Source organism: Bacteroidota bacterium, from assembly GCA_019637975.1.
In the GTDB taxonomy this organism is placed as follows: Bacteria; Bacteroidota; Ignavibacteria; order UBA10030; family UBA6906; genus CAADGV01.
In genome coordinates this window covers 18,573-32,460 of sequence record JAHBUR010000006.1, presented here as the reverse complement: position 1 = coordinate 32,460, position 13,888 = coordinate 18,573, and the positions used below count along the sequence as shown (strand labels likewise).

The window sequence follows — 13,888 nt, the reverse complement described above, 5'->3', positions numbered from 1 at the left end:
CTTTACTTGATCAGGCCGAGTTCCTTCAAACACCTCTCCACTTTCGGGCGTGAGGCATCGGAGAGTGGAACGAGCGGGAGCCGCAGATGTTCTTCCATCATTCCCATCATCGCCATCGCCGCTTTTACGGGAATGGGATTGGACTCGACGAAGTTGATGTTCATGAGATGCAGCAGTTCGTAGTGAAGCTCGCGGGCATCGTCAAGCTTGCCCTTCAACGCGAGACGCACAAGCTCCGAGAATTTTGCGGGGACTTCGTTCGAAAGCACGGAAATTACGCCGTCTGCCCCGAGCGCAATCATCGGCAGCGTCAGATTATCGTCGCCCGACCAAACACCGAATCCTTCAGGGCAATGATGCAAGATTTCCATGATCTGCGCAAAATTTGCCGACGCTTCTTTCACTCCGGCCACATGCTCGATCTCTTGCGCGAGACGCAGCGCGGTGCCTGCCTCAATGTTCGAGGATGTCCGTCCGGGCACGTTGTAAATTACGACGGGCATCTGCACGGCTTCGGCAACAGCCGCGAAGTGCCGGAAAATTCCTTCCTGCGTCGGCTTGTTGTAGAACGGAGCAACACTCAGCACGGCATCGGCGCCGCAGGCTTTCACCTGCTTTGCAAGCGCGACGGCTTTTGCGGTGGAGTTGCTGCTCGCCCCGCCGATGACGGGCACCTTGCCGTTCACTTCGTCGACGACAATTTCAATGACGCGTGCCTGTTCGGCTTCGGTCAGCGTTGCGCCTTCGCCCGTACTGCCGACGGGCACCAGCGCCTCGACTTTCCCCTTCAGCTGAAATTTGACGAATGCCCTCAGCGCAGCCTCGTCCAGCGAACCGTCGCTTTTGAATGGTGTAACAAGCGCGGTTGCCGTTCCGCGAAACAGTAGATTACGTTTCATTGACCTCCTTTTCATTCTCGTGGAAACCACATCTCCTTGCCATCAAGACACAGAGGCACAGAGAGGATCAACGTGAAAGTTACATTTTCCTTTTTATGAACTGAATCTTCGTCCTCTTTCCCGGAAGAAACCTCTGTGGCTCCGTGTCTCTGTGGCTTCCGGGATCGTTCTGCAACACCATGCTAAACAACAACATCCTTCATCGTAAAAAACCCCTTCTTGCCTTTGAGCCATTCAGCGGCAACCACTGCGCCAAGCGCCAGGCCGCGGCGGTTCTTGGCTGTATGAACAAGCTCAATGGTGTCACATTCGGAATCAAATATCACGGAATGCTTCCCGACTGTACTCCCGACCCGCGTCGAGCTGACATGCAGTTGGTGAGGCTTGATTTGTCCGTGCGATGTTTCCGAGAGAATCTCCGTTTTCCGGCGGACATGCTGGACTATCGTCGAGCCAAGCGAGAGCGCGGTACCGCTGGGGCTGTCGACTTTTTTGTTGTGGTGGGATTCGAGAATCGCGACATCGTACTCGGCATACTTGTCGAAGATATGAGCCGCATCCTTCAGAATATGCAGGAAGATATTGACGCCGAGCGAAAAGTTCGACGAATAGAGAAATCCCGTATTCTTCTCCTTCACCATCTTGCGAACGTCGTCTAACTTGTCGTACCATCCCGTTGTTCCGACGACGATGTTTTTCCCGCACGAAACCACGGCTTTGATATTGTCCATCACGGCAAACGGCGTCGAGAAATCAATGCACACATCCACCCCCGCTAGCGCGGAAGTGTTCAGCGCGTGGCCCCCGTGATTTTCCTTCTCGTCGAAGATCTGAAGAATCGTGATCCCTTTTTCCCGCGCCACTGCATCGATCTCCCTCCCCATCTTCCCGTACCCGATGAGAGCAAGGTTCATGTTTATGCCTTCACGTTGTTGCAAATGATTTCAATTGCCGGATATCATCCGAGCCTACCATGTTTGCCTTTGCAGCCGCCACCTGATTGGCGAACGTTGCCGCAGCAGGCAGATCGCAGTTCTTCACATAATGAAGGTGAAACGCCGCCCCGAACACGTCGCCGCATCCGGTTGCGTCACGCGGCCGCTCAACGGCCAACCCGTCAATGTCCTGCCGGATGACTTTCTTATGTTCGTTGAAGAACAGCGAAACGCCGCGTTCTCCCCGCGTAACCACAAGCCCCTTCACGCCCAACGTGAGCATGTGCCCGACCGTTTGCTGTTCGGTCAGCTTTTCGAGCGTAAGTCCGCCAATCTCTTCTTCGTTCAGTTGAACTGTGTCCGTCATGAACGCCCACCGGCGCCAGTCGGATACAGGGCGGCGAAACCGTTCGAAGTTGGGACTGATGCCGAGCGTGAGACTGTGATAGTCGAAATGAACCGGAATATTCTTCTCCCGCACGGCCATGCGAATTTCGTCGAGCGTGTTCACGGTGATATCGGAACCCGAAATCATGTTCACAAGAATACCATCCACCTTCAGGAAGTCCTTGATGCGACTAAACGGAATCGGCTTCGAGATATCCTTCGAGCATTCGATGCGTGTTTCCTTATTCTGATAGAAGAGATGAACGTTGTTCGTCGGTTCATCAAACTGAAAAATCGCCAAGGTATCGACATTCGGAAATTGTTTCAGATGTTGAATGAGCGGCTCATAGTGATTCTTGTTCACTCCGAAAACAGGAATGATGCGATCATTCTCGCCAAGAAGGGACGCAAGCGTGGCAATCGAGTAGTAGATCCCGCCGTAGCTTTGCACTTCGGGTTCATCAACAGGATGAATGACATCGAGACACATGTGGCCGATGACGAGAAACTTCATGGCTGGCCTGTAGAGGTGTTGACGTGGCGGGCGATCAGAACTTCGCCCCTTGCTTTCTGAATTCAATCAGCTTTTGCTTGATCGACGAATCGTGCAGTGCGAGAATTTCGGCCGCAAGCACGGCTGCATTCTTTGCCCCCGCGCTTCCGATGGCAACTGTGGCAACGGGAATTCCGGCGGGCATCTGCACAATTGAATAGAGTGCATCAACGCCGTTCAACGCCGAACCCTCCAGCGGAACTCCGATAACGGGGATTGTAGCATGCGATGCGGCGACGCCGGGCAAATGCGCCGCCATGCCCGCCGCGGCAACAATTATTGAATAGCCGTTCTTCTCCGCATTCTTGCAGAATTCCGCGGTTTCGTCGGGATTTCTGTGGGCGGAAGAGACTTTCAAATCGAACGGTATGCCGAACTTCGTAAGATAGTCGGCGCATCCCTGCATAACCGCTTCGTCGGATTTGCTTCCGAGAAGTATTGCAACTTTTGCCATGACACACTGAGAGTTAGGAATAGTATAGAATCAGAATTGAACCCGTGCCGTGTAGGGAAAATTCTCCTTCTCGCACATTCGCCACAGCGCCTGGCAGGAGAATTTGTTCTCGTACAACGAGCGCCCCATAATGACGGAATCGACGCCGTATTGCTGCAATTCCTGAACTTTCAGCAAATCATCGAGGCCGCGAATACCGCCGGCGGATGTTACGCGCATTCCTGTTACCTCGGTAAGTTGGCGAAGAACTTCAAGATTCACGCCTTCGAGGTTTCTGTGCTTGTTGATATCGGTATAGACAAGGCGTTTGAAGCCCAGTGCTTTCGCGTTCAAGGCAACGGAAAGGGGTGACAAGCCCGATGTGTGCTGCCAGCCATGAGTTGCTGCAAGTCCGTCAATAGCGTCAATCCCGACAACCACTTTACTTGAACCGAATCTGTCAAGCGCCCGCTTCGCATCGTCGGGGCTTTCAATAAGCATGGTGCTGATGAGGACGCGGTACGCGCCGATCTCGAATGCGGCACACACATCATCAAATGTCCGGAACCCGCCCCCCACTTCAATCGGAATATCCACAGCCCTGATCATCTCGCCGACTGTCCCCAGATTGACGGGCTTTCCCGCAAGTGCACCGTCGACATCGGTGACGTGCAGCGTTTTCGCGTTCTCCATACGCCACAATTTGACCGTGCGAACCGGGTCGTCGGAGTACGTCGTGCCATCGGCTCCGACAACCGTGCGTACGCAATGTTCAGCGCAAATCTCAATTGCGGGAATGATCAACAACATGACTGCTGCATCTCCTCGTCGTCGGGATCAAGTTGCAGAAAAAGAGGCTGAATTTCAAGCAAGCCATGTGACGGCCGGAAGCATGCAACTCACCGAACACGATCTTCCCTTTCTTTTCTAACGACTTTTCACTACACTTTTCCAACATCCTACTCTGTTTTTCACAGTCATTTCCGCCACGAGTCATTCAATGGTCAAGCGAATTTTCACCATCACGCTGTTCTGCGTTGCAGCAGCTATGCAGGCCCGCGCATCCTCACCAAAGCTCATCGTCGTTATCAGTCTCGACCAATTCCGCTACGATTACATCACACGGTTCGGGCAGCATTTCGGCAAGGGCGGGTTCAGGTACTTTCTTGAGAACGGGGCAAACTTCACGAACGCGAGTTTCAAACATGCCATCAACACGACAGGGCCGGGACATGCCGCGTTGCTCAGCGGCACGTACGGCAATGTCAACGGTATCATCGGCAACGATTGGTTCGACCGCGACAGCCGGAAATGGATGTACTGTGTAGAAGATCGGAATGCGGCGCTCATTGGCTCGCAAGGTACGGGCCGCTCGCCCCGCAATTTCATCGGCTCGACACTCGGCGACGAGCTGCGTATGAAATACGGCTTTCATGCGAAAGTGGTTTCCGTTTCGAACAAGGACCGGGCCGCCATTCTGATGGGCGGCAAAATGCCCAATGGCGTCTATTGGATGAAGGATTCGGTTTTCATTTCCTCGAACTACTATGCGAACGAACTTCCGGCGTGGGTAAAGCAATTCAACCGATCGGGCTACATCGATTCATTCTTCGGAAAAGTCTGGAACAAGAAGCTCCCCGATTCCGCCTACCGGTTCATGGACGATGATAACGTGCCCTACGAAACGGATCAGGATGGTTCAGGCAGGACTTTCCCTCACACAATCAACGGGCTTGACACAACGAAAATCACCCCCTCGTATTACTGGTCGTTGGCAAGAAGCCCGTTTAGCTCGGAGATTCTGAACGAATTTGCCAAGAAGGCAATCGAGGCCGAGAACCTCGGGCAGCGCGGACTTACCGACTTGTTGTGCGTAGGATTCTCCGCCCCCGACATTGTGGGACATGCGTATGGACCCCACAGTATTGAAGTGATGGATATGGCGTTACGGACGGATCAGATTTTGGCGGATTTTCTTTCCTTTCTTGAGAAGAGAATAGGATTGAGCAACTGCGTGTTTGTCCTCTCTGCCGATCACGGCGTCGCGCCGATTCCGGAATACATGAAACGCCATCATCCGAATGCCGACGCAGGACGAGTCCGGGTTGATTCGCTGAAGGAATTCTGCTCCAGAGTTCTTACGAGACGATTTGGCGAGCCGCAGAATGACGCAAAGTGGATTGATGCCATCGTGGCAAACAACATCTACTTCAATCGGGAGACATTCCAACAGATGAAGGTTCCAACGCTCGAGTGGGCAGCAAGCGAGCTCGCCGACTCGCTGCGTACATATCACCCGATTGCCGCGGCATACAGCAGCAGCCAACTGTCCGCACTTGCCGCCACCGGGCCGGTGGAAAACAAACTGAAGCGCAGCTTCCACAAAGTCCGCAGCGGGGATGTGGTCTATGCGCTGAGGCCCTATTGGACGGAAAGCAACTGGACTGCGGGCGCTTCACACGGCGAGCCGTACGAATATGACGCCCACGTTCCTCTTGTTTTCGTCGGCGCCGGAATTCGCAAGGGCACGTATGCGGTCGAAGCCAGCCCGGTTGATATTGCGCCGACGCTTTCCGCATTGCTCGGCATCGAACTTCCGGCAGGCCGCGGCGGCCGCGTTCTGACGGAAGCCCTCAAGTAACTGCGCCATTCAACATTTCATGAGTGTATAATGTTCAGAACAACAGAAGGAAGTACCGGGCGCCTCATCCAGCTCTGTATCGGCTATTTCGTTTTCTACGTCATCACCGGCGTCAGCGTGAAGTATTTCACAGGCAGAGCGGAACTCGGTTTCCCGGGGATGCACCAGATCGAGTACCTCGTGTACAGCACATTCGGAGGCAGCCTCGTTGCGCTTTCCGTTGTGCTCATTCTGCGTTGGTTCAAACTCAAATCCAACAAGATGATCTCCTGGGGGAGATTCCGGTTTCCTTCCGAGGTTCTGTACATCATCCCGTCGGGAGTCTGTACAGCCGTCATCATCCCGACAACAACAATGATGTATCTTCTTCCAATCTCTGTTATGGTGGCGATGGTGATTATGCGAGCGAGCGTCATCATCATCAGCCGGGTTGTTGATGCTGTGCAGATCAAACAGGGAATTCTCACCAAACGCGTCTATTGGGAAGAGAACATCGCCGTCGTCTTTGCCTTGATTGCGGCAGCGATAAACATTTTCTGGGTAGGCCCGAACGATTTCGACTTCGCGGCCTCCACTGTTGCCCTTGCCATACTGGGCAGCTACATTGTCGCGTACTCGCTGCGCATTTACATCATGAACTATTACAAGAACACACGGGCGAAAGGCGTGAAGTTAGACAACAACGGCTTCTTTGCCATCGAGCAGATTGCAGCATCACTGACGATGATGCTCGCCACCTACATCCTTTTCAAATCACCGGAATGGTTCAACAATGTCAGCGCGGAACTTGTCACATTCCGTAACAGCATTGCCAGCCCGCACTCGTTGTGGTCGCTTGCCGTAGTTGCGGGCTTCGCGTACGGTATCGTGGCGTTCTTTTCCGTTTTCATTTTCATGTTCAAGGGACGAACCGCAACCTTCGCCGGACTCGTCAACAGGCTGACGTCGCTTGTTGCAGGAACTGCGGCAACCCTCGTCTCGTACTTCGCCTTCAGCGGAAGATTTCCCGGCACGCAGGATTGGTTGGCTCTCGTTTTTATTCTGGTCGCCGTCGGATTCCTGACGAGAGCCGAACGGAAGCGAACGCAGGAACTTCTGCTGGCACATGAGATTGAAGGCAGCGCCAAAGCCTCCTGATGACTGCCGCCGCGCACAGCGAACATCCACTTTCCTCCGACTTCCGCAAAGCGAGAAGGCCCGTTCTTCTCACGCTCGGCCTGATGTATGCCGCGTACTACACGGGACGTTTCAACTTCCTTTCCGTCGCGAACAAGACTCTCACCACCGAGTTCGGCTGGCGTGCCGATGAGTGGGGGCTTATCATCAACGCAACACTCTGGGCCTACGCCGCCGGACAAATTATCAACGGACTTCGTGTCGATCGGGCCGGAGGACGAAGGATGATGTTGATCGGCGCGATCGGCATTGTCGCCGTCAACGTTCTCCTCGGTTTCGGCATGTTCGTCCGGACGCTTTCGTATTTTGTGGGGATGGGCGTATTGCTCGGATTTTTCCAGGCTCATGGCGCGCCGTCTCTGGTAAAAATCTGCGCGAGCTGGATGCGGGTGAACGAGCGGGGAACATTTACGGGAATATTCGGCGCTGTTATTCAATGCGGCCGCTGGGCAATACTGCTTGGCGGCGGCTGGCTTGTCGCCAACGCCCCATGGCCGTGGCTCTTCTGGGCACCGGCAATCCTCATCGCCGCAACTGCGGCAGTTTTCTATTTCGTTGTGAGAAACAATCCGGAAGATATCGGCTTGCCGCCCGCCGAAACCGGAGATGTCGGGCACGGCATCGAGGATACCACGCCACTGCGACTCGGCGAAATCTTCCGCAAAGTCGCAACCAACAGGATTATCTGGATGCTTGCCGCCGCGTATTTTTGTACGGGCGTCATCCGGTGGGGAGTTGATTCGTGGTACATCCGCTACCTGCAGGAAACATACAACATGCGCACGGATTCGTTCACGTATGTCGTCAGCGCATTCCTGATTCCGATTTCAGCGGTGGCGGGATCGTTCCTTGCAGGTCTTTCATCCGACAAAATCTTTGGCGCACGACGCGGCCCGGCAGCGGCTCTCATGTATTTCATGAGTTTTGTGATGCTGCTTCTTTTTCTCTATTTCCCGGGGCCAATCCTCTCGGTCGTCTTTCTCATCATCCTTCAGATGTTCATCAACGGGCCGCATTCATTGCTCGGCGGCGCTGCTGCAATGGATTTCGGGGGAAGAAAAGCGGCGGGATTTGCAACCGGATTGATTGACGCGTGCCAGTATCTGGGCGGAGGGTTGTTTGCAGGCTCGATCATCGGCGCAATCATGCAGAGTTACGGAACTGTTCCGGGCACAACCAACATCACCCCCGAAGGCTGGCAGGCATGGATTATTGTGTTGATGGGATTTACCCTGCTCGGCGGCGTGCTGATGACGGCGATGTGGAATGTGAAGCCAAAGAAGGCCTGACTGCTCAGTCCGGCCTCACTTCCTCTCCATCCTCTGCCAATTCTGATTCGAGCCTATGTTCGGGTTGTAGTTGGGATTGTCCGAAAGAATGTACTCACCCAGCCCGTTCACCCATCCATCGTTGTAGCCCGAAGGAAGTTCAACCGTTTCCCCCTTCACGGGATCGTAGTAGCCGTCTACTCCTCTGATGTTTCTGCTGAAGTTCTCCGAAATCTTGTCGTACACATTCTGACGGTTGGTGTACGTCTCCATCATCATATCGCTGATTTCGTTGTGCGTGCGGCTGATGATTCTGCTCAACTCGCCGATGTTGTGGATTTGTTGTATCTGCTGCTTAATCAGATACTCCACCACCTGGTTGTACCTGCTGAACCATTGCGGGTTGAGCTTGAACGATGAGACGATTGTCTGAAAGAGCTTTGACTGTTCGTCGAGTTTCCCTTTGTCAGATTTGAAGGAGAAGATATAACCCACCGTCCACATCGTATTCGTTTGCGTGCCGAACATGGATTGAACGGGAAAGGAAAACCACTCCACTACCGCATACAGTTCTTCCTCCCTCATAGTTTGTCCGGCTGGATACTCGACACGCATGCTCGCGCCGTCAGCTCCGGCCGAAATTCCCTGCTGACTCTGTCCGGCACCCAGCGCTTGTGCCAGTTCAGGAAGCGGCTGTTCGGAGATGATGCGAAGATCTTTGTACCCTCTTCGGAATCGTGGGAGAACGATCTTCCTCAACGCGTCCATCGGCCCTACCGGCGAACGTACTTCCGCGCCGAAATACTTCGATCCGATTGGCTTCAGTTGCAGTGTCATCTGATTCGTCGTCCAGAAGAAGGATTGGTTGGGGAAAGTTTCAACCTCGTCTTTACCATCGGGACTCGTAATCCTGAAGCCTGCCACCGCAGGCATGCCCGGATTATCCAATACCCAACGGATTCCTCCGTCAAAAGTCCAATCAGTCGGAATCAGCACCCGGAACGCTTCGATGCCGATGCCGTGCTTGTCCACATAACTGACTGTCTTGAATTTGAGGAGCGCTGTTGTTTGCTGAGCGGCCTTCTGATTTGTTGCCGGTTCTTGTTCGATGGACTTTTCCTGTCTTGCACACCCCTGCGACAATTGGGTAAGGAGGTATACGACTGCAAGATAACAGAAGAGAGACTTCGTGTTCATGGCAGTACGTGTTTTCATTCAAGTTGATGGTGCTGACGTAGCTTCCCGGAACGGAGAGATGCATATACTATTTTCCTTGAGACGATCCGAAGAACCCGAGCAGCCCGAAAAGTCCGAACAAGCCGTACAGTGCATCGATGCCCGTCAGTGCACCGAGCAATCCCAACATCCCAAGAAAGCCCAGGTAGCCGAGGTTTCGCCTTGATATGATTCCTCCAATGTTTGTTAGGTTTTTTTCAGCCGATCTTTCCACTATCAGAAGAGAATCGACTCACTGCACCCGGGTGCCTATTTGAACAGTACGAGTGTACGCGTTTGTGTGAATCTTTCCGTCGCCATACGATACAAATACACGCCGCTCGCCACACCGCTCGCATTGAACAGGACGGATTTGAACCCGGGATATTGAACCTCGTTTACGAGCATCGCAACCTCGCGCCCGAGAATATCAAACACCTTCAGCGTAACGTGGCTTTTCGCTGCCAGTTGATAGTTGATTGTAGTCGCCGGGTTGAAGGGATTGGGATAGTTCTGATGTAAAGCAAACGCCGGGGGAACTCCGTTGGTTGTCTGGGGCGCGCCGGCAACCGGGGAGATCTTCCCGCGCAACCATAGACGAAGGGTATCTGTCGGGGCAAGAAACAAACCTGTAAATCGCTTCTCGACATATCCTGCAAACGACTGTCCCATCGTATTCCCATGAGCGAGTTGCATGCAGTGGACGGATGTGTCGGGCGTGATCGAACTTGAAGTCACCCGGAGATAGCTTCCGTTGGTCGCAATATCCAGGAACCAATCAGAATAATCCCCATCGTCAAAATCATCAATCAGGGAATCGGCAAGACTGAGATGGTCAATCCAGTCAACCACTTCCACATACGGCCCACCGATCAATCCCCCACCGCCGATGGGAACCACGACGAACTTCGTCACCGATGTATCGAGAAATCCGCTTCCGTTTCCGAAGGCGGAGAGCGGAATTGAGTACCGGTTCCACACCGTATCGCGAGGGACTTTCAGACTCCAATCTTGCCCGTCATCTTCAAAAAGTCGGAAACCAATCGAGTCGCTGAACATTTGCGCGGCCGATCGATGCTCGGCCATGACGATCAGAGAAACAATCAGCGAGAGCGTTACGCCAACGATCCTCTTCATATGATGCTCCTGTGTGACTGTGCAGAAATGCAGAAACCTCTTTCGTGTATACTTCACCCTTGCGGGATACACAAAAGAGGTTTCTCGTATGAGGTCGGAATGAAGAAGGCCTCGCGTAGTACCAGATTTGTTTCCCGCGAGGGGAAACCACACCTGTTTTTCTTCTTGCTCTCCTGCGCGAATTTAGGCGAAGGTATCTGCAAAGTCAACATCCAGGGAAAAGAAATGTACCGGCAGACGAGAGACTGTTGAGGAGTTCAGCAACATCCTATGGCGCATCGGGTCCGGGAGTTCGGCCGCCGACAGGCACGCACGCCGACCCCTGAGTTCTTGCTTTCACATTCGTGATGAGAGAGGGAACATTCTCAGTTAGCTTCCGCGTGTGAGGTCACGTTCCCGGGCCTGTCCGCAGCAGATGCGACTACGGCTAATGGACCGCCGCCGGCATGGGATAGTGCAACTGTATACATCCATTGATCCGGGTCTGCAGTTGACTTGACTGCAAGCCCACTCTCGATGGTTTCGCCGTTGCTGTTGTAAATTGCAACATCAACTTTTGTTACTTCGAAATCGTCTGTCGCATGAATCAGGATTTGGTCTCCGGCCTTGCGGTTGTAGTTGTTATAGGGAGAATAGAATATGCGGGGAACTAAGTCAGACAGATTCAGAGAATTGCTGTCACGGTGCCGGATTGGTTCGGGAAACCGTGACAGCCCAGCCAATGATGAGGCGGGCTGCCATGATAAACCGGGCACCGGTGGCAGCCCAGCCAAATCATACCTGTTCCCGTTCGGCCTCGCTTTGTTCACGATGCCATTTCTCCCACTCTCCCCGTTCATGGGCAAAAGCTACCTGGTCAACGGTTCGTCCCCTCAGAAGAGGAACTTGTTGATCGATGGTCTTGCCGATGAGCATTCGGTGAGCGTGTTCTACGATCAGCTTCTGAAAAAGCTTAGCGGCATCAGGGTGAATTTCTCCCTGCAGATTGGGTCGTTTTCCAATCTGAGTGTAGATTAAGTGCTTAGGGGAGAGGGGGAGAAAAATCTCCGTGCCTTTACTCCCCCAACCCCCTTTGAAATCGTACTGTTTTGGTGAGGCATAGTTGAGTCGGATCACGGGATCGTCACTCGTTACCCACTCAACGTTGTCAGGTGCCGTCAATATTTTCCATTTATGCTGCAATAACACTTTCGCGATTCCCTTAAGCAGATGTCGCATTTGCCAAAGCCAGAACTCGCGTCCGACATTCAACTCAGCCTTCAGTCTGATCTTCTCCCCGCCAGGATGTACTTCCTTCGAGACTTTTATCGGTGGAATAGGGAAAGGATTGGCCTCGGGTTTTAGGGGACGTCCTTTCCGCTTAGCATCCGCGATTTTCTCTGGCAGATCGCGCAGAATTTCATCAAGCGTGTTAGGTACGTCTCTTCGCCACCTCAACATGTTTTCATATAGCCGTGCTGGAGTCCTTACATCTTGCGCTCCCACAAATCGTATGAGGTGCATCCAATGTTGGCGTGTCAGACGGCGACCGGTGGTCGCCAGTTCCAACGCTTCGGCCGCGGGGGTTTCATACTCCTTTTCAAGCCATCGCTCGAACTCGTCCGTCTCACCGCCAGCCGCAATTTTCACATAAAGGAAACGGTGATACGCTATCCCGCGAATTGATTGAAGCTTCCAGTCGGGCACATTCTGGCTCGGCACCAGCAGCCGATAAATCCAAACCCTCTGTCCATCGACACTCCACCGCTTCAGGTACATCTCTGGAACATAGTGATTGTTGCGTCGCAACCTGCCTGAACTCATTTAGGTGCAGCATCATATTCGGAACGACTAATTTCAATCACAAAGTGCATTAGCGTGGTGGATAAGTACGTCATGTACTCCACTTCTGTAGTCGTGAACGTTCTGGGATCGTCTGATTGTGGCTGGTTATCGTGTTTCACGACAGAATTTTGAAAACTTGTGAACTGGTTGAGCATCGTCCAGAAGTTATTGCGAATTTGTGAGTGTACTCCTTTTTCCTTCATCCATAATAACAACTCTTCCTTTTGCTTTTCAAGAGGTAGTGAATTCTTGAAGAGAATTTTGAGGAGCTTCTCCATCGCGTACCGAAGACAATCCAATGCCTGTCTGTAAGACGCATTCTCGTTAGTTGCAAGGATTCGAAGTGCCTTGTTATACTCTGCCGCGACATCCGGGAATCGGCCCAGCCATAAAACATTCGAATCCACAACGGTATCAAGTATCGGTACACCTAACGGATACAATTGTACACCCTTGCCAGTGAATTCAAGCTTTCGAAGTCTTATCCCCGGTGAGAGATCAAGAACTGTATTAACGTTCTCCACCATTAACCGGCATGCCTCTTCCCACTTCTTTTTGTCCTGAATAGCAACGTCCAGATCACCTATAGCCCAAAAGAGATTCTGCATGATCAGTACGAGTTCTCTTAGGGTATTAGTAGCTTCGATGGATGGCGGTATGTCGCCCTTGCCGTCACCCTTCAATCCACTAATAAGGGCAAACCTTCCCTCCAACGATTGTCTGTACAGATTCAAAGGGTTGTGAAAGAGGGGGTTCCTCAGAAAGGCCCAAACAACCTTCTGAAGCCTATTGCGGAATGCTACAAATGATTCTTCATGTGGGAGCTCTATGTCCCATCGCTTATAGAACTCATCGATGTCTTTGCCGTTTATCAAGTCGTCACCTGCTGTGCCCGCAACTCGGACAAACCGTAATATTGGGAGAATTCTCTCGCCTGCAATAAATCACAGAGCCAGGTCCCAGTTTTGTCCGGTTCCCGCAAACGGTTCTTGATCTCGCGTAGCAATACGATGAGAACATCGATCTTCCAGTACCAGATAAAGATTGGTCGTAGGAGTAGAAATGCGGCGAGCGTGACGACGAGATAAATCACAACGTTTGATCCATTGATTCACCCCCCCCAAGGTTACTGGCCGTAACGGGAGGCCATGTTGACGCTGAGTTCTTCAAAATGTCTATTGGCAATGTCGTAGTATTCTGATAATAGCACCTCTGGCAGTTTCTCTTTCTCGAGCAACGAAATCAGTCTGCAGGTTGCTGCAAGTAACGCTTGGGAATAAGCCAAATTTGTCATGGCAAGGGATGCAAGCATTGCATTTGTTTCAGATTGTGAGAAGGAAATCCCATCCTTCAATTTGTCAAAGATGTCTGGCATATTGAGGTCTCTCCTACAATTTCTGTTTACTGATTATCTCTTTCC

Annotated in this window: 14 protein-coding genes; 3 read left to right on the top strand and 11 right to left on the bottom strand. The window is 52.5% G+C overall.

The window, feature by feature from the left end; all coding sequences use genetic code 11:
- Positions 1–2 precede the first annotated feature (2 nt).
- The 5 genes from dapA to KF749_04395 form a co-directional block, all read right to left on the bottom strand.
- Positions 3–899: a 4-hydroxy-tetrahydrodipicolinate synthase gene (gene dapA, locus KF749_04415; protein MBX2990397.1), complete on the bottom strand. Its 897-nt coding sequence runs from the start codon at positions 897–899 to the stop codon at positions 3–5.
- Between the two features lie 182 nt (positions 900–1,081).
- On the bottom strand, positions 1,082–1,813 hold the full coding sequence (gene dapB, locus KF749_04410; GenBank protein ID MBX2990396.1) for a 4-hydroxy-tetrahydrodipicolinate reductase: 732 nt from the start codon (positions 1,811–1,813) through the stop codon (positions 1,082–1,084).
- Positions 1,814–1,823: 10 nt separating this feature from the next.
- On the bottom strand, positions 1,824–2,735 hold the full coding sequence (locus tag KF749_04405; protein MBX2990395.1) for a carbohydrate kinase family protein: 912 nt from the start codon (positions 2,733–2,735) through the stop codon (positions 1,824–1,826).
- Between the two features lie 34 nt (positions 2,736–2,769).
- The gene (gene purE, locus KF749_04400) at positions 2,770–3,228 is read right to left on the bottom strand and encodes a 5-(carboxyamino)imidazole ribonucleotide mutase (GenBank protein MBX2990394.1); all 459 of its coding nucleotides are present in this window, start codon (positions 3,226–3,228) and stop codon (positions 2,770–2,772) included.
- Between the two features lie 30 nt (positions 3,229–3,258).
- Positions 3,259–4,017 (bottom strand): 1-(5-phosphoribosyl)-5-[(5-phosphoribosylamino)methylideneamino] imidazole-4-carboxamide isomerase, encoded by a 759-nt coding sequence (locus tag KF749_04395; protein ID MBX2990393.1) that lies wholly within the window; start codon positions 4,015–4,017, stop codon positions 3,259–3,261.
- A 190-nt stretch (positions 4,018–4,207) separates the two neighbouring features.
- On the opposite strand from KF749_04395, the gene KF749_04390 reads away from it, so the two are divergent.
- The 3 genes from KF749_04390 to KF749_04380 are packed head-to-tail and all read left to right on the top strand — an operon-like array spanning position 4,208 to position 8,313.
- Positions 4,208–5,848: an alkaline phosphatase family protein gene (locus KF749_04390; protein MBX2990392.1), complete on the top strand. Its 1,641-nt coding sequence runs from the start codon at positions 4,208–4,210 to the stop codon at positions 5,846–5,848.
- A gap of 30 nt (positions 5,849–5,878) precedes the next feature.
- Entirely contained in the window at positions 5,879–6,985 is a 1,107-nt protein-coding gene (locus KF749_04385) for a hypothetical protein (protein ID MBX2990391.1), read from the top strand.
- Positions 6,985–8,313 carry an MFS transporter gene (locus KF749_04380; protein MBX2990390.1) on the top strand — a complete coding sequence of 443 codons (1,329 nt, stop codon included), beginning with the start codon at positions 6,985–6,987 and terminating at the stop codon, positions 8,311–8,313. The genes KF749_04385 and KF749_04380 overlap by 1 nt, the downstream gene beginning before the upstream one ends.
- A 15-nt stretch (positions 8,314–8,328) precedes the next feature.
- Here the strand turns inward: KF749_04380 and KF749_04375 are convergent, their stop codons facing one another.
- The 6 genes from KF749_04375 to KF749_04350 all read right to left on the bottom strand — a co-directional run bounded on the left by KF749_04375 (position 8,329) and on the right by KF749_04350 (position 13,843).
- Positions 8,329–9,507 (bottom strand): hypothetical protein, encoded by a 1,179-nt coding sequence (locus KF749_04375; GenBank protein MBX2990389.1) that lies wholly within the window; start codon positions 9,505–9,507, stop codon positions 8,329–8,331.
- Positions 9,508–9,777: 270 nt separating this feature from the next.
- The gene (locus tag KF749_04370; GenBank protein ID MBX2990388.1) at positions 9,778–10,644 is read right to left on the bottom strand and encodes a T9SS type A sorting domain-containing protein; all 867 of its coding nucleotides are present in this window, start codon (positions 10,642–10,644) and stop codon (positions 9,778–9,780) included.
- A 365-nt stretch (positions 10,645–11,009) separates the two neighbouring features.
- A complete protein-coding gene (locus tag KF749_04365) occupies positions 11,010–11,453 on the bottom strand; it encodes a hypothetical protein (protein MBX2990387.1) in 444 nt (147 codons plus the stop codon).
- Complete coding sequence (locus KF749_04360; protein MBX2990386.1) at positions 11,419–12,432, bottom strand: DUF4238 domain-containing protein; 1,014 nt, start codon at positions 12,430–12,432, stop codon at positions 11,419–11,421. The genes KF749_04365 and KF749_04360 overlap by 35 nt, the downstream gene beginning before the upstream one ends.
- Positions 12,433–12,443: 11 nt before the next feature.
- Positions 12,444–13,343 (bottom strand): hypothetical protein, encoded by a 900-nt coding sequence (locus tag KF749_04355; GenBank protein MBX2990385.1) that lies wholly within the window; start codon positions 13,341–13,343, stop codon positions 12,444–12,446.
- Between the two features lie 251 nt (positions 13,344–13,594).
- Positions 13,595–13,843 (bottom strand): hypothetical protein, encoded by a 249-nt coding sequence (locus KF749_04350; protein MBX2990384.1) that lies wholly within the window; start codon positions 13,841–13,843, stop codon positions 13,595–13,597.
- Between the last annotated feature and the right edge of the window lie 45 nt (positions 13,844–13,888).

Excerpts from the sequence above, each read along its gene's own strand:
- KF749_04385 (MBX2990391.1), top strand. The coding sequence starts at position 5,879 with ATGTTCAGAACAACAGAAGGAAGTACCGGGCGCCTCATCCAGCTCTGT.
- dapB (MBX2990396.1), bottom strand. The coding sequence starts at position 1,813 with ATGAACCTTGCTCTCATCGGGTACGGGAAGATGGGGAGGGAGATCGAT.
- KF749_04395 (MBX2990393.1), bottom strand. The coding sequence starts at position 4,017 with ATGTTGTTGATCATTCCCGCAATTGAGATTTGCGCTGAACATTGCGTA.
- purE (MBX2990394.1), bottom strand. The coding sequence starts at position 3,228 with ATGGCAAAAGTTGCAATACTTCTCGGAAGCAAATCCGACGAAGCGGTT.
- KF749_04405 (MBX2990395.1), bottom strand. The coding sequence starts at position 2,735 with ATGAAGTTTCTCGTCATCGGCCACATGTGTCTCGATGTCATTCATCCT.
- KF749_04380 (MBX2990390.1), top strand. The coding sequence starts at position 6,985 with ATGACTGCCGCCGCGCACAGCGAACATCCACTTTCCTCCGACTTCCGC.
- KF749_04370 (MBX2990388.1), bottom strand. The coding sequence starts at position 10,644 with ATGAAGAGGATCGTTGGCGTAACGCTCTCGCTGATTGTTTCTCTGATC.
- KF749_04350 (MBX2990384.1), bottom strand. The coding sequence starts at position 13,843 with ATGCCAGACATCTTTGACAAATTGAAGGATGGGATTTCCTTCTCACAA.
- dapA (MBX2990397.1), bottom strand. The coding sequence starts at position 899 with ATGAAACGTAATCTACTGTTTCGCGGAACGGCAACCGCGCTTGTTACA.
- KF749_04390 (MBX2990392.1), top strand. The coding sequence starts at position 4,208 with ATGGTCAAGCGAATTTTCACCATCACGCTGTTCTGCGTTGCAGCAGCT.
- KF749_04375 (MBX2990389.1), bottom strand. The coding sequence starts at position 9,507 with ATGAAAACACGTACTGCCATGAACACGAAGTCTCTCTTCTGTTATCTT.